The organism is Halomonas sp. 3H (genome assembly GCF_024206005.1).
GTDB lineage: Bacteria > Pseudomonadota > Gammaproteobacteria > Pseudomonadales > Halomonadaceae > Halomonas > Halomonas campaniensis.
In genome coordinates this window covers 895,706-917,042 of sequence record NZ_CP100360.1, presented here as the reverse complement: position 1 = coordinate 917,042, position 21,337 = coordinate 895,706, and the positions used below count along the sequence as shown (strand labels likewise).

General features: G+C 67.0%; 16 protein-coding genes and 1 pseudogene. 9 read left to right on the top strand and 8 right to left on the bottom strand.

Annotation, left to right across the window (positions count from 1 at the left end):
* Positions 1–237 precede the first annotated feature (237 nt).
* The 4 genes from NFC98_RS04395 to NFC98_RS04380 all read right to left on the bottom strand — a co-directional run bounded on the left by NFC98_RS04395 (position 238) and on the right by NFC98_RS04380 (position 5,969).
* Positions 238–1,695: an ATP-binding protein gene (locus NFC98_RS04395; protein ID WP_254276924.1), complete on the bottom strand. Its 1,458-nt coding sequence runs from the start codon at positions 1,693–1,695 to the stop codon at positions 238–240.
* On the bottom strand, positions 1,692–2,888 hold the full coding sequence (locus NFC98_RS04390) for a restriction endonuclease subunit S (protein ID WP_254276923.1): 1,197 nt from the start codon (positions 2,886–2,888) through the stop codon (positions 1,692–1,694). The genes NFC98_RS04395 and NFC98_RS04390 overlap by 4 nt, the downstream gene beginning before the upstream one ends.
* Positions 2,885–4,357 (bottom strand): N-6 DNA methylase, encoded by a 1,473-nt coding sequence (locus tag NFC98_RS04385; RefSeq protein ID WP_254276922.1) that lies wholly within the window; start codon positions 4,355–4,357, stop codon positions 2,885–2,887. Before NFC98_RS04385 ends, NFC98_RS04390 begins: the two co-directional genes overlap by 4 nt.
* A gap of 478 nt (positions 4,358–4,835) precedes the next feature.
* A complete protein-coding gene (locus NFC98_RS04380) occupies positions 4,836–5,969 on the bottom strand; it encodes an alkene reductase (RefSeq protein ID WP_254276921.1) in 1,134 nt (377 codons plus the stop codon).
* A gap of 359 nt (positions 5,970–6,328) precedes the next feature.
* Here NFC98_RS04380 and NFC98_RS04375 point away from each other — a divergent pair, with 359 nt between their 5' ends.
* From NFC98_RS04375 to NFC98_RS04365, 3 genes are all read left to right on the top strand, one after another.
* Positions 6,329–6,907, top strand: a complete 579-nt coding sequence (locus NFC98_RS04375; protein WP_254276920.1) for an antibiotic biosynthesis monooxygenase — start codon at positions 6,329–6,331, stop codon at positions 6,905–6,907.
* A 67-nt stretch (positions 6,908–6,974) separates the two neighbouring features.
* On the top strand, positions 6,975–8,126 hold the full coding sequence (argE, locus tag NFC98_RS04370; RefSeq protein ID WP_254276919.1) for an acetylornithine deacetylase: 1,152 nt from the start codon (positions 6,975–6,977) through the stop codon (positions 8,124–8,126).
* 31 nt (positions 8,127–8,157) lie between these two features.
* Positions 8,158–8,883, top strand: a complete 726-nt coding sequence (locus tag NFC98_RS04365; protein ID WP_254276918.1) for a glutamine amidotransferase — start codon at positions 8,158–8,160, stop codon at positions 8,881–8,883.
* A gap of 163 nt (positions 8,884–9,046) precedes the next feature.
* Here the strand turns inward: NFC98_RS04365 and NFC98_RS04360 are convergent, their stop codons facing one another.
* Positions 9,047–10,756, bottom strand: a complete 1,710-nt coding sequence (locus NFC98_RS04360) for a DEAD/DEAH box helicase (protein WP_254276917.1) — start codon at positions 10,754–10,756, stop codon at positions 9,047–9,049.
* Between the two features lie 435 nt (positions 10,757–11,191).
* Here NFC98_RS04360 and NFC98_RS04355 point away from each other — a divergent pair, with 435 nt between their 5' ends.
* On the top strand, positions 11,192–11,641 hold the full coding sequence (locus NFC98_RS04355) for a YaiI/YqxD family protein (RefSeq protein WP_254276916.1): 450 nt from the start codon (positions 11,192–11,194) through the stop codon (positions 11,639–11,641).
* A gap of 49 nt (positions 11,642–11,690) precedes the next feature.
* Positions 11,691–11,810: pseudogene (locus tag NFC98_RS04350) on the top strand (DUF188 domain-containing protein); the annotation flags it as partial.
* Positions 11,811–11,919: 109 nt separating this feature from the next.
* Here NFC98_RS04350 and NFC98_RS04345 read toward each other — a convergent pair.
* Both NFC98_RS04345 and NFC98_RS04340 read right to left on the bottom strand, forming a co-directional pair.
* The gene (locus NFC98_RS04345; protein WP_254276915.1) at positions 11,920–12,924 is read right to left on the bottom strand and encodes a glutathione S-transferase family protein; all 1,005 of its coding nucleotides are present in this window, start codon (positions 12,922–12,924) and stop codon (positions 11,920–11,922) included.
* Between the two features lie 96 nt (positions 12,925–13,020).
* Positions 13,021–13,938, bottom strand: coding sequence for a LysR family transcriptional regulator (locus NFC98_RS04340; protein WP_254276914.1), 918 nt, complete (start codon positions 13,936–13,938; stop codon positions 13,021–13,023).
* Between the two features lie 101 nt (positions 13,939–14,039).
* Between NFC98_RS04340 and NFC98_RS04335 the strand changes: the two genes are divergently transcribed.
* The 3 genes from NFC98_RS04335 (at position 14,040) to NFC98_RS04325 (ending at position 18,766) form a co-directional block, all read left to right on the top strand.
* Positions 14,040–14,888 carry a pirin family protein gene (locus NFC98_RS04335; RefSeq protein ID WP_254276913.1) on the top strand — a complete coding sequence of 283 codons (849 nt, stop codon included), beginning with the start codon at positions 14,040–14,042 and terminating at the stop codon, positions 14,886–14,888.
* 233 nt (positions 14,889–15,121) lie between these two features.
* The gene (locus tag NFC98_RS04330; RefSeq protein ID WP_254276912.1) at positions 15,122–16,819 is read left to right on the top strand and encodes a peptidoglycan DD-metalloendopeptidase family protein; all 1,698 of its coding nucleotides are present in this window, start codon (positions 15,122–15,124) and stop codon (positions 16,817–16,819) included.
* Between the two features lie 105 nt (positions 16,820–16,924).
* On the top strand, positions 16,925–18,766 hold the full coding sequence (locus NFC98_RS04325; protein ID WP_254277779.1) for an ABC transporter ATP-binding protein: 1,842 nt from the start codon (positions 16,925–16,927) through the stop codon (positions 18,764–18,766).
* A gap of 18 nt (positions 18,767–18,784) precedes the next feature.
* Here NFC98_RS04325 and NFC98_RS04320 read toward each other — a convergent pair whose 3' ends face one another.
* A complete protein-coding gene (locus NFC98_RS04320; protein WP_254276911.1) occupies positions 18,785–20,401 on the bottom strand; it encodes a murein L,D-transpeptidase in 1,617 nt (538 codons plus the stop codon).
* Positions 20,402–20,570: 169 nt separating this feature from the next.
* Between NFC98_RS04320 and NFC98_RS04315 the strand changes: the two genes are divergently transcribed.
* Entirely contained in the window at positions 20,571–21,290 is a 720-nt protein-coding gene (locus tag NFC98_RS04315; protein ID WP_254276910.1) for a murein L,D-transpeptidase catalytic domain family protein, read from the top strand.
* Positions 21,291–21,337 lie beyond the last annotated feature (47 nt).

Below are 21,337 nucleotides of genomic sequence, written 5' to 3'. Positions count from 1 at the left end.
TCGCTGAGCCGGTGGCGAGGTCGTGGACGCGCTGGTCAATCAGCAAGCCGGTCATGCAGACCAGCGGAAGTGTGAAACAGGCTCTCTGCCCACCCGTCTGCTCGAAACGCAACCTGCCGATGAAAACACGATGAAGAAACTTTAAGCCCACAAAAAATCATAACCAATTGTTTTTATTTAAAATAAACAGGCACCGATGCCTGCACCTACCCCAGAAATCAAAACCCGATCAAGAAATCAGGCCCAGATGGGCACATAGCCAGCTCGGGGGTGCTCCGGGTCCGCAATCTTGATCAACCCAGCATGCTGTGCCTTCTTGATCACCGCCGATGCCTGGGAGGCGTTTCTGGGGTCGATACCAAAGCGTTCGCACAGGGTCGCGTTCTTCATTCGCTCCCCACCGCTCAGGAACCTCAGCACTGCGTGCTGGTAGCAGGCCCGAATCCGCTCGTCTGGCGTCATGTTGGCAAAGGTCCGCGGGCCGTAGAGGACCACCTGCATGGAGTTGTCACCTTCCCGGAACAACGGCGGTGGCAACTGGTACAACTCGACTTGGGCGACCACCTTGTCCAGTCCGCTGCCCTGTTCCTCACAGAACCCCATACGGCGCATCAGCGAGGCCAGCGCCTCGTTCCGGGATCGAGGCGGAAGATCGATCATCCGCTCTGCCTGGATGAGCGGACGGCCAGGGTTGGTGATTTCCATGCGGTCTTCGAATATCTCGATCTGCGGCCCCGCCCCCGTTACCGTCATATCCTGATGAATCAAGGCGTTCGCAACCAGCTCGCGAACGGCAAGCTCCGGAAACAATGGCCGGGACTCACGCAGGGCTCGGCCGATGTGCTCGTTGTGCGGAACCAGGTCATTGATGTAGTCGACCAGCCCCTCGAAGCCACAGGCATATCCTTTCTTACCATCCAGGCGATGGGTCACTGTAGCTGCACGGTTACGGCCATCGTAGACGACCAACCGGACGGACTTGCGCGACAACGATGCCTCGAAGTCTTCCAAGCGTGCCGCGAATAACAGCGCTCCCAGATTTGTGATGTTCCATCGCTGCCCCACGTCTCGCTCGATCAGGCGATCCGCCACCAGCCGCTCGAAGATCCCTGCACGGTTGTCAGGCAGCGGCTGTCGGGTATATCGGAAATACTGCGCGTAATCGAGCAGCTCCAGGACGTCGTCGCCGGTGACGTACTGGCGTGCAATGCCGTGCTCCCAGGTATAAGGACGCAGTGAATCGATAAGCTTTGCGTAGCGCTCGGGATACTCGGCCAGCTTCGGGGTGGTGCTACCTATCCGGATATAAGCAATATTCTTGAAAGCGACAGGGGCATTGGTAGCGGCCGGGACTTCCAGCATGACCACTCGACCATCCGGATGATCGATCACGCGAAAAGTGAAAGCAATGCTGGGCTGCAACTGCTGGGCGAGCCAGAGCTGGAGCTCCTGTCCGCCGACTCGCTGGCCATCGGGATCGAAACGGGTGCCGACCACTTCATGGGTCGCATCATCAATGCCCCACAGCATATAGCCGCAGTCCTGCCCATCGATACGCGCCGCATTGGCCAATGCCGAGCAACGCTTGCCGATGACATCCGGGTCGACATTGTCCTTCTTGAACTCCAGCCAGGACAGCTCTGCCGGGCGGACGCGGAGATCCTCGATCAGGTCAATATCGCGCGGATCGCTCATACCGTCGCCTCCTCCACCGCCGCCTCGGCCTTGCTGGCCGTCAGCTCGCCGGAGAAGGCCTTCTGCAGCAGGGACTGCTTGAGCTCGGCAAGGGCAGTGAGTTTTTGCTGGTAGATCGCTTCAAGGCGTTGCGTTTCCTCCCAAAGACCATTGAGCTTGTCAGCAACGCTGATCTGCTCCTCACGGGAGGGCGGATAGACAACTGGAATTGCACACAGCTTCTTCGGCGAGGTATGCCGCACCTTGGCACCCGAGGCCGTCGCCTGAACCGCTGCGCGAAATTTCGGGGTATTGAACTGATGGAAGAAGAAATCGTTGCGCCATTCAATACCATTTTTTACCTGGACCAGGCCCAGCCGTTGGTTATGCAGATAGCGGTTCGACTCCGGGACCACCAAGGAACTCCCCAGCAGACCTGCCGCCTGCTCGGTCATGGCGAAAAGAAACTCGCCTTTTTCCAGAAGGTAGCCATCTGGAATTTCTCCTTCGTAATATTTGGTCTTCTTTCCCTGGTCACGGAAACCACCATGCTCCCAAAAGAAGCCCGGAGTCAGTACGATGTAGTCGCCCTCAGTAGTGAAGAATTCGCTCTTGAAGGCAAAACCATGCTTGATGCTGCAGAGCTCACCCAGCTCTACCGAATGCCACCCCTCCACCTGGGCGCTAAAGATACCGTCTCTATAGTTCTCGAATATTTCACGCGTATTGGCGAGGTTCTGTTCGGTATTTGCAACGGCCGTATCAATTCCCTGGAAGGCCTCATCGAGGATGGCGACGATGCGTATTTGCTCCTCAATACTTTGCGGAAATGAGACCAGTATCTTGCGAAATAGATTGACATCAAGGTTCTTCTGGGCGGCCCCACGGCCTAGTCTGTATATCTTGTAACTATTAGCCAGCAAGAGATGATCTACGAACCGTTTAGTCAGTTTCTGTTGATTTTTCGGAGCGACACTTAACCCACTATCGTTCAAGAAAAAACGCCCACCAATATGCCGAACGCACTCCTCCGACATACCAAAACGCGACACGATAGTGCAGTCTTCCCGATTGTATTGGTCCACAAAGAAAGTGGCACCACCCCCACCGTAAACTGGATATAAGGTGCCCGCATCACGCTTCTTTACTACGCGCGTTCCATACTCAATGTCACAGGCTTCCTCTAAGGGCACCGTCAACCAATCACCATTCATAACATCCCCCGAATCCCTTCCAGGATCTCCTCGGCCTCGCGGTCCAGCGTCTCGATCTCGTTGATGATCACTTCGGGGTCGCGCAGCGGCGCGGCCTCGGCCTTGTTGGGGTTCTTTACCGAGAGGTCGAAGGTATCGCGGTCCAGGTCCTCGACGCTGACCTTCCAGGAGTTGTCGGAGTCGGCGAAGGTGGCCTGCAACCTGACGAACTCGGCCAGGTCGTCGTCATTCAACGGGTTAGTCTTGCCCAGGCTACGTCCGGGGTCGAGCTGGTAGTACCAGATATCGCGGGTCGGGGCGCCCTTCTCGAAGAACAGCACCACCGTCTTCACGCCGGCACCGAGGAAGGTGCCGCCGGGGCAGTCGAGCACGGTGTGCAGGTTGCAGCTCTCCAGCAGCTCCTGGCGCAGCGCCTTCGAGGCGTTGTCGGCGTTCGAGAGGAAGGTGTTCTTGATCACCACCGCGGCGCGGCCGCCGGCCTTCAGGCGCTTGATGAAGTGCTGCAGGAAGAGGAAGGCGGTCTCGCCGGTCTTGATCGGGAAATTCTGCTGGACCTCCTTACGCTCCTTGCCGCCGAAGGGCGGATTGGCGAGGATCACGTCGAAGCGGTCCTTCTCCTGCAGGTCGGCGAGGTTCTCGGTGAGGGTGTTGGTGTGCACCAGGTTGGGCGCCTCGATGCCATGCAGGATCATGTTCATGATGCCGATGACATAGGGCAGGCTCTTCTTCTCCTTGCCGAAGAAGGTGTGGTTCTGCAGGGTGTCGAGCTGCTCGGTGGTGAGCCGGCGCGGCTCGTCACTGCCGAAGCCATAGCGCAGGTAGTCATGGGCCTCGCAGAGGAAGCCCGCCGACCCCGCCGCGCCGTCATAGAGGCGCTCGCCGATCCTGGGATCGATCACCCGGACCATGGCGCGGATCAGCGGGCGCGGCGTGTAGTACTCGCCGCCGTTGCGCCCGGCGTTGCCCATGTTCTTGATCTTGGCTTCGTAGAGGTGCGAGAGTTCATGCTTCTCGGCCTGGGAGCGGAACTGCAGGCTGTCTACCAGCTCCAGGGCGTCGCGCAGGCTGTAGCCGCTCTGGAACTTGTTGCGCACCTCGCCGAAGATCTCGCCGATCTTGTACTCGATGGTGTCCGGCCCGCTGGCGCGCTCGCGGAAGCCCTGCAGGTAGGGGAAGAGCTCGCGATTGACGAAGTCCAGCAGGTCGTCGCCGGTCAGGGCGCGATCGCGATCCAGGTTGCCGTCGCGGTCGCGGGGGGCGGCCCAGGTGGACCACTGGTAGGGCGTGTCGATGATGAAGTCGAAGGACTTGCCGGCCAGGGTGGCGTTGATGGCGCGGCTCTGCTCCAGGTCGTCCAGGTACTTGAGGAACAGCAGCCAGGAGGTCTGCTCGGTGTAGTCCAGCTCGGTGGCGCAGCCGGCCTCTTTCCACAGCACATCGTCGATGTTCTTGAAGGTCTGCTCGAACATGGGGGTCCGCGGTTCCTTGCGATGAGAATCGTGGGAGCAATGCTACGCCGCGGCGTCGGGAGGCGCCAATCGCGTTGCAAGCAGCGCTTCAATATGGCGAAGGCGGCACCTTGCGCCAGTCTGGAGGGAGGCCTTTACGACTGGCTATACCGCTGAGGCGCCTGGCGGCGCCATTCGCCCGGCAGAGCCGGCCTCCTACAAGGCTGCTTCATGCCAAGGTGCGATGACCTTATTTTAATTTCGGGCCGAAATTAAAATAAGCGGCCACGCTATTTTCACTTCCGGCGCTCGGAGAGCACTCATCGCGCCATGATATGTCGATGCCATCGACATATCCGGCGGACGTGTCGAAAAAATCGCGTTTCTTGAACATGTCCCGACGATACGTCGATACCGTGAACACGACGATGCCCTCCCCATCACGCCACAAGCCCGGCACACGGGCCGGGCTTGCTGCTTCCAGAGGCTTGACGCCGGCTCAACCGAGCCGGTCGTGGCCGTTGTCGAGGAAGGGGTAGTCGGTGTAGCCCTTCTCGTCGCCGCCGTAGAAGGTGCTCGGGTCGGGCTCGTTGAGCGCGGCCTTGAGGCGGTAGCGCTCGGGCAGGTCAGGGTTGGCGATGAAGGGGCGGCCGAAGGCGATGGCGTCGGCGCTGTTCTCGTCCAGGCGGGCCTGGGCCCGCTCGGCGTCGTAGCCGCCGCAGTAGATCAGGCCACCGCTGAAGCAGCGGCGCATCTCTTCCCGCAAACCTTCCGGGTAGGTGATGTCGGCACCCGCGAAGCCGGGCTCGTTGAAGTGGAGATAGGCCAGGCCGCGCCGGTCGAGCTCGCCGGCCAGGTAGAAGGCCATTGCCTCGGGCTCGTCATCGGTGAGGCCGAAGAGCTCGAGGAAAGGCGTCAGGCGGATGCCGACCCGCTCGGCACCGAACACCTCGACCACGGCATCGACCGCCTCCAGCGGGAAGCGGGCGCGGTTCTCGATGGAGCCGCCGTAGCGGTCCGTGCGCTGGTTGGTGCCGGTGGCGAGGAACTGATTGAGCAGGTAGGCGTTGGCCGCGTGCACCTCGACCATGTCGAAGCCCGCCCGCTTGGCGCGGATGGCGGCCTGGCGGTAGTCCTCGACGATAGCGGGGATCTCCTCGGTCGCAAGCGCCCGCGGCGTGCTGGTGGGGTGCTCACCCGCGCTGCCGTCCTCGAACTCCACGAAGCACATGGCGCCCTCGCCCTTGAGGGCGCTGGGCGCCACGGGCGGCTGGCCGTCGGGCTGCACCATCTCGTGGGAGACGCGCCCCACGTGCCACAGCTGCAGGGCGATGCGCCCGCCCTTGGCGTGCACCGCCTCGACGACCCCCTTCCAGCCGGCTTCCTGCGCGTCGGTCCAGATGCCCGGCGTGTAAACGTAGCCGCGGGCGGTGGGAGAGATATTGGTGGCCTCGCTGATGATCAGCCCGGCGCTGGCGCGCTGGCCGTAGTAAACCTGCTGCAGCGTGCCAGGCACGCTGTCCGGCGTGCGCGAGCGGGTCAGCGGCGCCATGATCACCCGGTTGGGCAGGCTGAGGCCGCCAAGCTTGAACGGGGTGAAGAGCCCGGGGTTGAGGAAGGTTGTGTCCGACATCGAGTCGTCTCCTGCTGCGGATCAATTGATAAGCATGTTAACTATCTTCGCCGGTCAGCAGAAGCATCGGCCGGATAGCCTGGCACTATCGTGGCCACTTTATTGCCGCCCCTTCATCACGGCCGCTTCATCACGGCCCTTGCCTGGGACCGTTTGCTGCCGAGCCATGGCCTGGCAGAGCAGCAGGAGAGATTTTACGACGATTACAGATTTCTTCACTGCATAATATTAATTTTAAGGTACATTCAACTATTTTAGGTCGCATAGCTGGTATACTCTTTGCACATGATTCACGAGGGCCTACCCGGCCCGACTGAACCAGGCGCCCTACCCGGGCGCGACGCACAAGGAGATACACGATGTCCCCTGACCCCGTGACGCTGATGGTGGCGCGCCGCGTGGCCCGCGGCCGCTATCGCGACTTCACCGCCTGGCTGGAGGAGGGCCGCGACCTGGCCAGCGACTTCACCGGCTACCTGGGCTCCGGCGTGCTGGCTCCGCCGCCGGGCGACGACGAGTACCAGCTCATCTTCCGCTTCCGGGACGCCCGGACCCTGGCCGTCTGGGAGCACTCCGCCTCTCGCCGGGCCTGGCTGGCCCGCGGCGAGGGGCTCTTCGAGGCGCCCCAGGAGCACCGCGCCACCGGCCTGGACGGCTGGTTCCAGGATGCCACCGGTCAGACCCCGCCCCGCTGGAAGCAGGCCATCGCCATCTGGCTGGCCTTCTTCCCGGTATCGCTGCTCTTTCAGGCGCTGTTCGGCGGCCTGCTGGCGGGGCTGCCGCTGGTACCCAGGGTGCTGGTCAGCACCCTGGCGCTGACGCCGGTGATGGTATTCCTGTTCATCCCGCTCTCGATGCGCCTGCTGGGCCCCTGGCTGCGTGGCGAGGTCTCCATCATGGAGCGCCTGGGCCGCCGCCTGCACCAGCGCGGGGCATGACGCCCCCGGCTTCGGCCGGCCCTGCCGCCGTGATAGGCTTCCCTCCATCGATACCAAGGAGCGCGCCATGACCGCCGCCGAGATGCTCGACCGCCTGGTGGGCTTTCCCACCGTCTCCCGGGACTCCAACCTCGACCTGATCACCTTCGTGGAGGGCTTCCTCGACGAGCACGGCGTGCCGCACTGGCGGGTGGAGAGCGACGATGGCAAGAAGGCCAACCTGCTGGCGCGCATCGGCCCGGAGGTGCCCGGCGGTGTGGTGCTCTCCGGCCATACCGACGTGGTGCCGGTGGACGGCCAGCCGTGGTCCACCGAGCCCTTCACCCTGGTCGACAAGGGCGACGGCCGCCTCTACGGCCGCGGCACCTGCGACATGAAGGGCTTCATCGCCTGCGCCCTGGCCGAGGTGCCGCGCTGGGTCGCGCTCGACCTGGAAAAGCCCATCTGGCTGGCACTCTCCTACGACGAGGAAGTCGGCTGCATCGGCGCGCCGCGCATGATCGAGCGGCTCATGGCCGATCATCCGCTGCCCGCCGCGGTGATCGTCGGCGAACCGACCCTGATGCACCCGGTGGTGGCCCACAAGGGCGCCACCAACCTGCGCACCACCGTCACCGGCCGCGCCAGCCACTCCAGCCAGGTCAACCAGGGGGTCTCGGCGATCCACGTGGCGGCCCGGCTGGTCACCACCATCGAGGAGGTGATGGCCGAGCTCAAGGCGGAGGGGCGCGTGGACGAGGCCTTCAACGTGGTCCACTCGAGCCTTCACGTCGGGAAGATCGCCGGCGGCACGGCGATCAACATCATGGCCCGGGAGTGCACCTTCGAGTGGGAGATCCGCCACCTGCCGTCGGATCGCTTCTCGGACCTGCTGGGGCGGGTCAGCGCCCGGGCCGCCGACCTCGAGGCCGAGATGCGCCAGCGCGCCCCGGAGGCGTCCATCGTCACCGAGGCGCTCAACGAGACGGTGCCGGCGCTGGCCGACGACAACAACGCCGAGGTGCTGGCGCTGTGCCACGCCCTGCTCGGCGAGCGCCCCGCCGGGGCGGTGGCCTACGCCACCGAGGCGGGGCAGTTCCAGCGCCAGGGGCTGCCCACGGTGATCTGCGGGCCGGGCAGCATCGCCCAGGCCCACCAGCCCGATGAATATATCGAGCACGAGCAGCTGGAGGCCGGCGTCCGCTTCATGGTCGCGCTCGGCCGGCAGCTGGCGCGCTGAAGGCCCGAACGGCCCCTTCCGGAGAGACCCCATGCCCCGACTGCTGATCGTCAAGACCGGTGACGCCTTCCCCGAGGTGGTGGAGGCCCACGGCGACTTCGAGGCGCTGTTCCAGCAGGCGCTGTCCCGCGCCGGCTTCAAGGCCGCGGTGTTCGACGCGCGCCACGAGCCGCTGCCCAACCTCGCGGAGATCGACGGCCTCACCATCACCGGCTCACATTCCATGGTGAGCGACGCCGAGCCCTGGAGCGAGGCGCTCAAGCCCTGGCTGGTGGAGGCCCGCCGGCGCAACCTGCCGATGCTCGGCGTCTGCTACGGCCACCAGCTGATGGCCGCGGCCTTCGGCGGGGTCAGTGACTACCACCCGGCGGGGCGCGAGTCCGGCACCCACGCGGTGACGCTCACCGAGGCCGGCCGAGCGGATGCGCTGCTCGGTCAGCTGCCCGAGCGCTTCCCCGCCCAGCTGACCCACGCCCAGTCGGTGCTCGAGGCGCCCGGAGACGCCGTGGTGCTGGCCCGCAACGACCACGATGCCCACCAGGCGCTGCGCTACGGCCCTCGCCAGTGGAGCGTGCAGTTCCACCCGGAGTTCACCCCGGCGGTGATGCGCGCCTACCTGGCCCGCCAGGTGGCGGCGCTCCGTGATCAGGGCCAGGACCCGGACGCGCTGCTCGCGGGCATCACCGCCACGCCGGAGGCGAGCTCGCTGCTGGCGCGCTTCGCCGAGGCGGTGACCAGGGAGGCCGGCACCGCCTGAGCGGCGCGCCCCGCCATGTGGCCGGGCCCAACTCAGGGCCCGCTCGATGACCTGCTTCCAAGGGACCGCAGCCCCAAACAACAGCGCCCCGCACCGTTTCCGGTGCGGGGCGCTGTGCGGTCAGGCCGGCGGCGCGAGCCGCCGGGCCGTCAGCGGCGGGTCGTCAGGCGCGTGACGGACGACGGATCGGCGCGTCACCGTCCTCGCGACGACGGCGCGGGGCACGCTCGGGGGCGCCGCTGTCCTCGCTGATCTCCAGGGCACGGCCGGCGACGCGGGCACGGGCCATCTTGGCCAGGATGCTGGCGGGCAGCGAGCTCGGCAGCTCCACCACGGAGAAGGAGGTGCGGATATCGATGCGGCCGATGCGCGCGCCCTCGATGCCACCCTCGTTGGCCAGCGCCCCGACCAGCTGGCCGGGCTTGACGCCGTCCTTGTGGCCCACGGCGACGCGGTAGCGGGTCATGCCCTCGCTGGGACCACGGCTCTCACGGCGCGGCGGCTTGCCGTCGCGGGGGGCACGATCGTTACGGGCCTCCTTGCGCGGCGCCTGCATGCGGCCGATGGGGGCCTCGTCGGCACGGGCCAGGCGGGCGAAGGCGCAGGCCAGCTCGATGGGGTCGTAACCCTCCTCGACCAGGCGGCCGACCAGGGCGCGCTGCTCCTCGGCACCGGCGGTCAGCGCGGCGATCACCTTCTGGTGGAAGACCTCGTCGCGATGGGCGCGAATGGCCGCCTCGTCGGGCACTTCCATCTCGGTCATCTTCTGGCCGGTGGCCTGCTCGATCCAGCCCGCCTTGCGGCCCTCGCGGAAGCCCACGAAGGTGATCGAGATGCCGGTACGCCCGGCCCGGCCGGTGCGGCCGATGCGGTGGGTGTAGGCCTCGGAGTCCTGGGGCAGGTCGTAGTTGAAGACGTGGGTGATGCGCGGCACGTCGAGGCCGCGGGCGGCCACGTCGGTGGCGATCAGCACGTCGACCTTGCCGCGCTTGAGGCGCTGGATGGTGCGCTCGCGCAGGCTCTGGTCCAGGTCACCGGAGAGGCTGGCCACGTTCACGCCGCGGGCGGAGAGCTGCTCCATCAGGGTGGTGCAGGCGGCCCGGGTACGCACGAAGACGATGGCGGCATCGACCGGCTCGACCTCGAGGATGCGCGACAGCGCCTCCAGCTTGGCGCCGCCATCGACGCGCACCAGGCGCTGCTCGATGTTCTCGCCGGTGGTGGTGCGCGACTCGATGGCCACCTTCACCGGGTCCACCAGGTAGCGGTTGACGATGCGCTCGATCTCGGTCGGCAGGGTCGCGGAGAAGAACACCCGCTGGGCATCCTTGGGGGTATCGGCGACCACGCGCTTGACGTCGTCGATGAAGCCCATGCGCAGCATCTCGTCGGCCTCGTCGAGCACCAGCGAGGTCAGGCCGTCGAGCTTCAGGCTGCCGCGATCCAGGTGGTCGATGACCCGCCCCGGGGTGCCCACCACCACCTGGGCGCCGCGCTTCAGGGCCCCCAGCTGCTCGCGGTACTCCTGGCCACCGCACAGGGTCGCCACTTCCAGGCCCTGGAGGTTCTGGCCGTACTTGCTGAAGGAGACGGCCACCTGCTGGGCCAGCTCGCGGGTCGGCGCCAGCACCAGCACCTGGGGCTCGCGACGGGTCAGCTCGAGGCGCGACAGGATCGGCAGGGCGAAGGCCGCGGTCTTGCCGGTACCGGTCTGGGCCTGGCCCAGCATGTCGCGACCTTCCAGCAGGGCAGGAATGGTCTGCACCTGGATCGGCGACGGGGTCTCGTAGCCCAGGGTCTGGACGGCAGAAAGGACGGCAGGCAGCAGGGCCAGATCACCGAAGCTCGGCGAGGCGACAGAAGTCGAGGTCATTAATCACACCTTGGTAGGCCGGGGTCACCGGCAGAATTTCATTGGCGTCCCTGACGCGAGCAATACGGTCAGGCGCGCTGCGCCCTCGAGGGTGGCAGCACGGGACATCGGAGTCGGGGACGCCGGTCGCACCTGGCATCGGGCCCGTGCCATCGGGGATGGCAACCTGGGGCCCTGTGGCGACCGTTTGCGCCGATCTCGCCCGGGTGGCGGGATCTCGGTGGCGCTCCATCTACACAATTCGAACGCTTGTGGCTGCCAGCGTTGGCGCTGGGCCTGGCGTTGCGGCGCCCATGCTGGGTTCGGTCGATGACCGGCAGCGATGGCGTCGTACATGATGGTGGGGTCAACACATGCGAGGAGCGCGCATGCTACCATCGCCACCCTGCCCTGGCCAGCCTTTTCGGTGGCCGCTCGCAACTTCGAGGAGATGCCATGCCCAGCCTGTGGGTCGATGCCGACGCCTGTCCCAAGGTGGCGCGAGAGATCATCGTGCGCGCCGCCGAACGCACCGCCACCCCCACCTGGTTCGTGGCCAACCATACGGTACCCTTGCCGCGCTCGAAGTGGGTCAAGGCGCTGGCGGTGAGCCAGGGCTTCGATGCCGCCGATGACGAGATCGTCGACCGCCTCCAGGCGGGAGACCTCTTGATCACCTCCGACCTGCCGCTGGCCATGGCCGCCATCGAGCGCGGCGCGAAGGTGATGACCACCCGCGGCGAGGCTCTCAACGAGAACAACATCCGCGCACGAGTGCAGATGCGGGACTTCATGGAAACCCTGCGCGCCAGCGGCGAGCATACCGGCGGGCCCAAGGGCTACTCCGACGGTGACCGCAGGGAATTTGCCAATGCGCTGGATAGATGGCTGGCCAGAAACACCTGACCCATAACGCATCTGCACTCGGGCCAGATGCGGCTGATACAAGAGCAGCATGGAAACCATGCGCGCCAGCGGCGAGCACACCGGCGGGCCCAAGGGCTACTCCGACGGTGACCGCCGCGAGTTCGCCAATGCCCTGGACCGCTGGCTGGCGAAGCATTCACGGGGTTGAGGCCACCGCTTCGCGGCGGATCGCGCTGCAAGCAGCGCTCCAACGATCTCGGGCGACGTAGGAGCTTTGCTTGCAAAGCGATGGGGCATCGCTGGCTGGCGAAGCACCGTTACCCCTTCTCGCGGATGCCCTGGCCCGGCAGGCGCTCGCGGTCATGGGGGCGCTCGAGTTCCAGCAGCGGGCCGTGGGGCACGATTCGAGTGGGGTTGATGGTGTCGTGGCTGTAGTAGTAGTGGCGCTTGATGTGGTCGAAATCCACCGTCTCCGCGATACCCGGCCACTGGTAGAGCTCGCGCACATAGTTCGCGAGGTTCGGGTAGTCCTCGATGCGGCGCAGGTTGCACTTGAAGTGGCCGTGGTAGACGGCATCGAAGCGGATCAGGGTGGTGAACAGGCGGATGTCGGCCTCGGTCAGCCATTCGCCGGCCAGGTAGCGATGCTCGCCCAGGCGCGCCTCCATGCGGTCTAGCGCCTCGAACAGCGCCACCACGTGCTTCTCGTAGACCGCCTGCTCGGTGGCGAAGCCCGACTTGTAGACCCCGTTGTTGATGTGGTCGTAGACGTCGGCATTGACCGCATCGATGGCCTCGCGCAGGTCCTCGGGATAGAAGTCCAGGCGGTTGCCGGTCAGGTCGTCGAAGGCGCCATTGAACATGCGCAGCAGCTCGGCCGACTCGTTGTTGACGATGCGCCCGCCCTGCTTGTCCCACAGCGCCGGCACCGTCACGCGCCCGGTGTAGTGCGGGTCGGTCAGGGTGTAGAGCTCACGGTGGTAGGCCACGCCGTTGACCGGGTCACCGCTCGAGCCCTCGGACTCCTCATAGGTCCAGCCCTGGTCGAGCATCAGCGGGCTGACGTGGGAGAGGCCGACCAGGTCCTCCAGCCCCTTGAGCTTGCGCAGGATCATGACGCGGTGGGCCCAGGGGCAGGCCAGCGAGACATAGAGGTGGTAGCGCCCCGCCTCGGCACTCAGCCCCGGTTGGCCGTCGGGCCCCTCGCTGCCGTCGCGGGTCACCCAGTCGCGCAGCTTGGCGGACTCGCGCACGAACTCGCCGCCGTGCTTGTCGGTGTCATACCACTGGTCGTGCCACTTGCCGTCGATCAACAGGCCCATGCGTCACCTCCTCCTCGTCTGGCGCCGAACGCCGCTGGTTTGAAATCTCTCACAGCATAGAGCGATTTCATCGACGCTTCAGCGCATATTCTGGGCTCAACCATTCGATAAAGACGAACTCTCCCCGACCAGGCAACGACCTGCCTCCCGGGTCAGGGCCGCGGCCATGGCGCGTGTCGCCGGCCCGGCCCGGTCGCGGTCGCGGTGGATCAGCTGCACGGGAATCTCCCGCACCCCACCGGCGGAGAGCGGCAGCGGCTTCAGGCGCCCCTCCGCGAGGGCCGCCTGGATACGCGTCTCCGGCAGCCAGGCGAAGCCCAGGCCACGCTGCACCATGTCGATGGAGGTCTCCAGGTGGCTGACCGTCCAGCGCTGCTCGGCCTTGAGCCAGCCCGAATCGAGAGACTGCCGCTGCGCCGAGTCGCGCACCACCAGCTGGCGATGCTGCACCAGGTCGCGCAGGTCAAGCTGGCGATCGAGCCCGTGAAGGGCGTGGTCGGGATGGGCCACCGCCAGGAAACGCACGGTGACCAGCGGCTCGCCCAGGAAGCCCTGGGCCGAGAGGCCGGAGATCACCAGGTCGGCGCTGCCGTCATAGAGCATCTCGATGCCACCGTTGAGCACCGTCTCGTGGAGCTGGACCCGCACGTGGGGAAACGACTCGGAGAAGGTCTCCAGGGCGCGGGCCAGGGCATCGGAGGGGAAGACCTGGTCCACGGCCAGTACCACCTCGGCCTCCAGCCCCTCCGCCAGTCGCCCGGCCACGTCCTCCAGGGCGGCGGCGCTCTCGATCAGCTGCCGGGCCCGGCGCAGCAGCAGCTCGCCGGCCTCGGTCAGCCGCACCTGGCGGCCAACGGGCTCCAGCACCTGGACGCCGAGCAGCTCCTCCAGCTTGTGCACCGCATGGTTGAGGGTGGAGGGGCTCTTGTGGATCGCCTCGGCGGCACGGGCGAAGCCGCCGTGGTCGACCACCGCCGCCAGCATCTGCCATTGGGCCAGGGTGACGCGTGACATTTCGAACTCCTCGAATGAATCAAGCAAAACTATGCGCTTAATCTTCGAAAAAACCGGCCTAGAATGCCAGTCATATCCTCATCACCGTTCGAGGCACTCACATGACATCCCCAGCCCTTCGCCAGGTCGACCACCTTCAGCCCAGCCAGCCCAGCCAGGATGGCGACGGGGTCAAGATCCGCCGCATCCACGACTTCGGCGGCGGCCTGGACCCCTTCCTGATGCTCGATGAGCTGGGATCGGATCGCCCCGATGACTACATCGGCGGCTTCCCGCCTCACCCCCACCGCGGCATCCAGACCCTCACCTACGTGATCCACGGTGGCCTGACCCACGAGGACCACCTGGGCCACGCGAGCACCATCAACGCCGGCGACGCCCAGTGGATGCATACCGGCCGCGGCATCATCCACTCGGAGATGCCGCTTACCGACCACCGGGGGCTGCACGCCTTCCAGCTGTGGCTGAACCTGCCGGCGAAGGAGAAGCTGAGCCCCGCCCGCTACCGCGACGTGCACGCCAGCGAGATGCCGCGGCTGAGCGGTGGCGGTGCCGAGCTGATCGCCCTGGGCGGGCACTGGTCACGCGACGACGGCGAAAGCGTCGAGGGGCCGCTGGATGCCCTGGCCGGCGAGAGCGGCGTGGCCCATGTGCGCCTGGAAGCGGGTGGCGCCCTCCGCCTGCGGGCCGATGCCCCCACCCTGCTGGTCTACGTGGTCGAGGGAGAGTTCAGCGTGGGCGATGCCGCGGTGCCGGCGGGCCACCTGGCGCGGCTCGGCAGCGGCGACCACCTGGCTCTGGCAAGCACCGCGGGCGGCCAGGCCCTGCTGCTGACGGGCACCCCGCACCGTGAGCCCGTGGCCCATTACGGTCCCTTCGTGATGAACACCCACGCGGAGCTCGAACAGGCCCTGCGCGACTACCGTGACGGCACCCTGACCGGGGCCTGACCCCCGATTCGCCCGCCGCCCGCGGCGGGTCGGGGTTGATTTCTCCCCCGGCCCGCCCCACCATAGGGGTTGAAAAACAACGTTCTCTTACTCCGACGCCGCCCCCTTTTCCTCCCTGGATGCACGGCTCGGCACATCCCTGTACGTACGTACAGCCTAGGCAGGCCATACATCATGGGTTATGGTTCTGGTGCCTATTTTCGACTTTTTCATCTATTCACTGGCCTTTACCCATGCTGCGAATCCTCCATTCGCTGCCCCGCACGCACAAGCTGTTATTGTTGCCGGTCGCCACCATGGTCACCGTGCTGGGCGCACAGAAAATCGTCACCACCTATCAGGATGTCCAGCGCACCCATCAGACGCTCGACACCGTGCTCGTTCCCCTCGAGGCCGATGCCAGGCCCGGCCTCCCCTCCCTGACCTTCGACAGAAGCCCCGTCGCCGATGCCATCGAGATCGCCACCCAGGCCCTCGATGCCACCCGCTCCCATGTGCCCCTGGCCAGCCTGACGGCCACGGAGATCGTCGACCTGGAACTCATCGAGTCGGCCAGCGCTGGTGCCGACCCCGAGGTGCCGCTGGCCCTGGCCCGCCCCGCCGAGGCGCCCGGCCAGCCACAGCCGTCACGGCTCGACGATGGCGCCGTGCACATGGCCGTGGTCATCGGCACCATCGGCAGCGGCATGCTCGACCATGACGGCGGCCTGGTTGCCGACGCCACCTCCTACGAGGAGGTGCCCGACGAGGAGCTGGCGCTGTTCGATGAGGGCCCCATCCTGCTGGAGCAAGAGATCGCCGCCGCCGAGCCCTACGTGCCGGAGTGGCAGACCTATACCGTCCAGCAGGGCGATACCTTCGCGGTGATGGCCCAGAACCACCTGGGGCTCGGCTACAGCGAGGTGCTGCGCCTGCTCGACCAGCTCCCCGACCAGAATGCCCTGACCCGCTGGCGTACCGGCAACAGCTTCGACTACCAGCTCGACGAGGACGGCCGGCTGCTGGCCCTGCGCCTGATGCGCAATGCCCGCAGCGGCTTCCTGGTGGAGCGCGACGAGGCGGACGGCTTCGACGTCGCCACCATCGAGCGCGCTGGGGAAGCCACCCAGCGTCTCTTCGCCGGCACGGTCAGCGGCAGCTTCGCCCGCTCGGCCCAGGCCACCGGCCTCTCGAGCGCCGAGGTCACCGAACTGACCCGGGTACTGGCCAAGAAACTCGACTTTCGCCGCGACACACGCCGCGGCGATCGTTTTCAGGTCCTGGTCGAGTCGGACATCATCGATGGCGACAGCTTCGACCCGCGGGTGCTGGCGGTGCAGTACGAGGGCGAGCGCCTCGACCTGACCTTGGTGCGCAACGGCGCCGACAACAATTTCTACACCCCCGACGGCGAGAGCCTGGACCCGGCGTTCAGCCGCTATCCCTTCGAGGGCAGCTACCGGCTGAGCTCGAACTTCAATCCGCGCCGCAAGCATCCGGTCACCGGCCGCATCAGCCCCCACAAGGGCACCGACTTCGCCATGCCCATCGGCACGCCGATCAAGGCACCGGCCGACGGGCGGGTCGAGAAGGTCGGCAACCACCCGGCCGCCGGACGCTATATCGTGGTGCGTCACGACAACGGCTACCGGACCCGCTACCTGCACCTGTCCCGCCCGCTGGTCAGCCGCGGTGACCGGGTCACCATGGGCGAGCGCATCGCCCTCTCCGGCAACACCGGACGCAGCACCGGCCCCCACCTGCACTACGAGGTGCTGGTCAACAACAGCCAGGTCGACCCCATGAAGGTGAAGCTCCCCGAGAACAAGAGCCTCTCCGGCGAGCAGCTGATGGCCTTCCAGCGTCAGGCCGAACCGCTGCTGGCGACCCTGCAGAGTGGCCAGACCGGCACGGTGGTGGCACAGACTCGTCGCGACGAGGTCGACGACTAGCGCCCCGCCCGCCAGACGACCCGCTGCGCCCCGCCCCGAGCGGGGCGCAGCAGTTGTGGCCCCACCCCATCCTCGCTACGGAGTCTCCCGGTGTCTTCCCCCCACATGCGCCGCCCCCGCCCCGCGCCCCCGCCCGAGAATCGCCTGGCGGCCTTCTTCAGCGTGTTCCGCTACAGCCGTCGCGCACTGGCACTGGTGTGGCAGACCTCCCGACCGCTGACCCTGGGACTGGCGGCCTGCACCCTGGTGGCCGGTGTGCTGCCGGCGCTGGCGGCCTGGATCGGCCAGCTGATCGTCGATTCGGTGGTCGCGGCCATGGCCCACCATACCGAGACCGGCGAGGTCGACTGGTGGCCGGTGCTGCGCTACGTCCTGGCCGAGGCCGCGGTGATCGCCACCATCGCCCTGGCCCAGCGCGGCCTCTCAGCCCAGCAGTCGCTGCTGCGCGCCCTGCTCGGCCAGAAGGTCAACGTGATGATCCTCGAGAAGGCGGGCACCCTGAGCCTGGCCCAGTTCGAGGATTCGGAGTTCTACGACAAGCTGACCCGGGCCCGTCGCGAGGCGTCGATCCGTCCCCTGGGGCTGGTCAACAAGACCTTCGGCCTCGCCCAGAACGGCATCTCGCTGGCCAGCTTCGGGGTGCTGCTGGTGCAGTTCTCGCCCTGGGCGCTGCTGGTGCTGGTGGTCGGCGCCCTACCGGTGTTCCTCTCCGAGGCCAAGTTCTCCGGCGATGCCTTCCGGCTGTTCCGCTGGCGCTCGCCCCAGACCCGCATGCAGATGTATCTGGAGACGGTGCTGGCCCGCGAGGACAGCATCAAGGAGGTCAAGCTGTTCGGCCTGGAGCCGCTGCTGCTCGACCGCTACCGGCGGATCTTCGACACCCTCTACGGCGAGGACCGTCGCCTGACCCTGCGTCGCGAGAGCTGGGGCTTCGTGCTGGGGCTGCTGGGTACCCTGGCCTTCTACGGCGCCTACGCCTGGGTGGTAGTGGAGACCGTGACCGGCGCGCTCACCCTGGGCGAGATGACCATGTACCTGATGGTCTTCAAGCAGGGGCAGGCGGCGCTCTCGGCCAGCCTCACCTCGGTCAGCGGCATGTACGAGGACAACCTCTACCTGTCGAACCTCTACGAGTACCTGGAGCAGCCGGTGCCCGCCGACCGGGGCACCCTCACCGAAGGGGCGCGCCCCGGCGACGGCATCCGCTTCGAAGGCGTGGGCTTCACCTATCCGGGGGCCGAGCGCCCGGCGCTCTCCGGCATCTCGGTGCACCTCAGGCCGGGCGAGAGCCTGGCGCTGGTGGGGGCCAACGGCTCCGGAAAGACCACCCTGATCAAGCTGCTGACCCGGCTCTACGAACCCACCGAGGGGCGCATCCTGCTCGACGGCAGCGACCTGCGCGACTGGGACATCCGCACCCTGCGCCGGCGGATCGGGGTGATCTTCCAGGACTTCGTGCGCTACCAGCTCAAGGTGGGCGAGAATCTGGGCGCCGGCGACGTGGCGGCCTTCGAGGACGAGGCCCGCTGGGAGGAGGCGGCCCGGCGCGGGCTGGCCGACGACTTCATCGCCGCGATGCCCGGCGGCTACCACACCCAGCTGGGCCGCTGGTTCAAGGGCGGCCAGGAGCTCTCCGGCGGCCAGTGGCAGAAGATCGCCCTTTCCCGGGCCTACATGCGCGAGAGCGCCGATATCCTGGTGCTGGACGAGCCCACCGCGGCCATGGATGCCGCCGCCGAGGCGGCGGTGTTCGCCGACTTCCGCCAGCACAGCCGGGACAAGATGACCATCCTGATCTCCCACCGCTTCTCCACGGTGCGCGCCGCCGACCTGATCCTGGTCATCGACGGCGGCGAGATCCTCGAGCAGGGCGACCACGAGAGCCTGATGGCCGCCAACGGCCGCTATGCACGGCTGTTCCGGCTGCAGGCCAAGGGCTACGAGTAGCGCCGGTTCGCGAGCGGGTCAGAGCGCCAGCGGCCGGTCGAGGGCGCGCAGCAGGACCCCGTCGCGCTCGTAGATGTCCGGGCGGAAGGCGAGTTCGCCATCCTCGTCGGCATGCACCGTCCAGTAGTGCAGGATCACCGGCATGCGGCTGGCCAGCGACACGTTGCGGGTCTGGCCGCTGTCCACCAGCGAGCGCATGTCCTGGTTGCTGCCGGTGTCGTCGAACAGCAACTGGGCGAACTCCAGCACCCCCTGCACGCGGATGCAGCCGGAACTGAAGGCGCGCTGCTCCCGGGCGAAGAGCCCCTGGGCCGGGGTGTCGTGCAGGTAGACCAGGTGGTCGTTGGGGAAGCGGATCACCACCTGGCCCAGGGCATTCTGGGGCCCCGCCGCCTGGCGCAGCATGATGTTGCCGGGGTTCTGCCAGTCCACCTCCCAGGGATCGAGGGGGCGGCCGGAGGGGCTGAGCACCTGGAGCCGCTCGCGCCACAGGTAGCCGATATCGCGACGCACCCGGGGCAGCACGTCCTCGCGCAGGATGGTGGGCGGCACCGTCCAGGTCGGATTGACGGTCAGGTGGGTGATCTCCGAGCGCAGCGACGGCGTTCGCCGGTAGGGTCGCCCGACCACGATGCGCGAGCGCCAGATCTCGCCGTTGGGGCGGAAGTAGCTGATCTGGTAGCCGGCGATGTCCACCAGCACGAAGGCCTCGGGCAGGCCGTGCAGCAGCCAGCGGGCGCGCTCCAGATTGACGCGGATCTGGTCGATGCGCGCCTCCACCGGCACGTTGAGAGCCGCCCGGGTCTGGGGGCCGACGATGCCATCCACCTCCAGCAGGTGGCGACGCTGGAAGCGGCGCACCGCCGCCTCCAGGGGAGCGTCGTAACGGTTCGCGGGCGGGGCCTCGAGCGCCGCCCACTGAAGGGTGCCGGCATCCGCCACCATCACCTCGAGCTCCCCCTCCATCGCCAGCCGCTCGCGAAGCAGTGCCACCGCCTCGTCCTCGTCCCCCGGCCGCAGCACCCGCGGCTGATCGGGAAGCGGCGGCCAGCCGCCCAGGCGCTGAATATTGCGGTAGCGGGCCAGGCCGCTGCGCAGCCGCTCATAGGGGGCGTAGCCGGGTCGCGCCTCGGCGAAGGCCTGCTCGAAGCGCTGCCCATCCACCGCCCGGGAGATCATCGCCGGGTCGAGGGGAAGTGCCTCGATGGGCACCTCCCAGTCCGGATCCACCTCTCGGGGGTCCAGCCGGCCCCGCTGCAGGTGGCGCATGGCGGTGAGCAGCACCCGGGTGGCCTGCAGGTCGAAGCGGGCCCGCGCCTCGACGGCGGCGTCCTGCTCCTCCAGCCGCCGGTGCTCGGCGACCAGCCGATCGGCCCGGTAGTCGCTCGGATCCAGGCCGTCGCTCTCCAGGGTCTGCAAGGACTCGGCGAAGGCCGCCAGTCGACGGCGCTCGGACCAGGCGGGGCGATGCATCCGTGCGGCATAGAAGTCGCGCAGGGCGGCAGGCTCATCGGCCACCAGGCGGGCGATCTCGACCTCCAGCGGATCCTGCACCGCCATGTGCCTGTCGTCTCCGGCCACGACACCCGACAGCATGAGCGCAATGACGGCGAGGATGGCGACAATTCCCTGCATGTTCGACTCCTTTCATCGTTGACAGCTAAATTGGCTTTAGCGCTGTCTCCCCCCATAATAGCGCCAGGTGCGGGGCCGCAGGGAAGTCGGCCCCGTCAGTCATTCTGACGGCCAGGGCTCGAGGGCGCGGCACCCCGCCCGGCCGATGATGTTCAAGGTACCCTTCGCCATGACCCGATCACTGCTGCCAATTCCCCTGCTGGCCGCCGCCGCGCTGCTGGCCACCGCCCCGGCCCACGCCGAGACCTTCCTCGCCCAGGCGCTGCACCCCGAGGTACTCGACCACCAGCCCCTGGACCAGCGGCTGACCCGCCTGGCGCCGGCGGCCGACCCCCGAGTGCTGTCGCTGGCCGCCCATGCCCTGGCCTGCGCCGACCCGGAGGCCGAGCGCCTGGCGGTGATCGACTACTCGCTGCCCTCCACCGAGCCGCGGCTCTGGGTCTTCGACCTGGGCCGCGACGAGCTGATGTTCGAGGAGCTGGTCTCCCACGGCCGCGGCTCCGGGGACGCCATGGCCACCACCTTCTCCAATGTCCCGGAGAGCTACCAGTCGAGCCTGGGGCTGTTCCGCACCATGAATACCTACTACGGCCGCAACGGCTACTCGCTGCGCCTCGAGGGGCTGGAGGCCGGCGTCAACGACCTCGCCTACCAGCGCGCCATCGTCATCCACGGCGCCGACTACGTCAGCGATTCGTTCATCGAGCAGACCGGCAGACTCGGGCGCAGCCACGGCTGCCCGGCGGTGCGCCAGGAGGTCACCTACTCGCTGATCGACAGCATCAAGGAGGAGCAGTACCTGTTCGTCTACTACCCCGACCAGGAGTGGCTCGAGGGCTCCGCTTACCTGGCCTGCGACCGCGACGACCGCCAGTTGGCCATGCGCTGAATCGCCACCATTCAGAGCATTCCGGGGCGCCAGGCATCGGTTTGATC

Bases quoted from the DNA above. Each gene is read 5' to 3' on its own strand.
- NFC98_RS04395 (WP_254276924.1), bottom strand. From the start codon at position 1,695: ATGAGCGATCCGCGCGATATTGACCTGATCGAGGATCTCCGCGTCCGC.
- NFC98_RS04390 (WP_254276923.1), bottom strand. From the start codon at position 2,888: ATGAATGGTGATTGGTTGACGGTGCCCTTAGAGGAAGCCTGTGACATT.
- NFC98_RS04385 (WP_254276922.1), bottom strand. From the start codon at position 4,357: ATGTTCGAGCAGACCTTCAAGAACATCGACGATGTGCTGTGGAAAGAG.
- NFC98_RS04380 (WP_254276921.1), bottom strand. From the start codon at position 5,969: ATGTCGGACACAACCTTCCTCAACCCCGGGCTCTTCACCCCGTTCAAG.
- NFC98_RS04375 (WP_254276920.1), top strand. From the start codon at position 6,329: ATGTCCCCTGACCCCGTGACGCTGATGGTGGCGCGCCGCGTGGCCCGC.
- argE (WP_254276919.1), top strand. From the start codon at position 6,975: ATGACCGCCGCCGAGATGCTCGACCGCCTGGTGGGCTTTCCCACCGTC.
- NFC98_RS04365 (WP_254276918.1), top strand. From the start codon at position 8,158: ATGCCCCGACTGCTGATCGTCAAGACCGGTGACGCCTTCCCCGAGGTG.
- NFC98_RS04360 (WP_254276917.1), bottom strand. From the start codon at position 10,756: ATGACCTCGACTTCTGTCGCCTCGCCGAGCTTCGGTGATCTGGCCCTG.
- NFC98_RS04355 (WP_254276916.1), top strand. From the start codon at position 11,192: ATGCCCAGCCTGTGGGTCGATGCCGACGCCTGTCCCAAGGTGGCGCGA.
- NFC98_RS04345 (WP_254276915.1), bottom strand. From the start codon at position 12,924: ATGGGCCTGTTGATCGACGGCAAGTGGCACGACCAGTGGTATGACACC.
- NFC98_RS04340 (WP_254276914.1), bottom strand. From the start codon at position 13,938: ATGTCACGCGTCACCCTGGCCCAATGGCAGATGCTGGCGGCGGTGGTC.
- NFC98_RS04335 (WP_254276913.1), top strand. From the start codon at position 14,040: ATGACATCCCCAGCCCTTCGCCAGGTCGACCACCTTCAGCCCAGCCAG.
- NFC98_RS04330 (WP_254276912.1), top strand. From the start codon at position 15,122: ATGCTGCGAATCCTCCATTCGCTGCCCCGCACGCACAAGCTGTTATTG.
- NFC98_RS04325 (WP_254277779.1), top strand. From the start codon at position 16,925: ATGCGCCGCCCCCGCCCCGCGCCCCCGCCCGAGAATCGCCTGGCGGCC.
- NFC98_RS04320 (WP_254276911.1), bottom strand. From the start codon at position 20,401: ATGCAGGGAATTGTCGCCATCCTCGCCGTCATTGCGCTCATGCTGTCG.
- NFC98_RS04315 (WP_254276910.1), top strand. From the start codon at position 20,571: ATGACCCGATCACTGCTGCCAATTCCCCTGCTGGCCGCCGCCGCGCTG.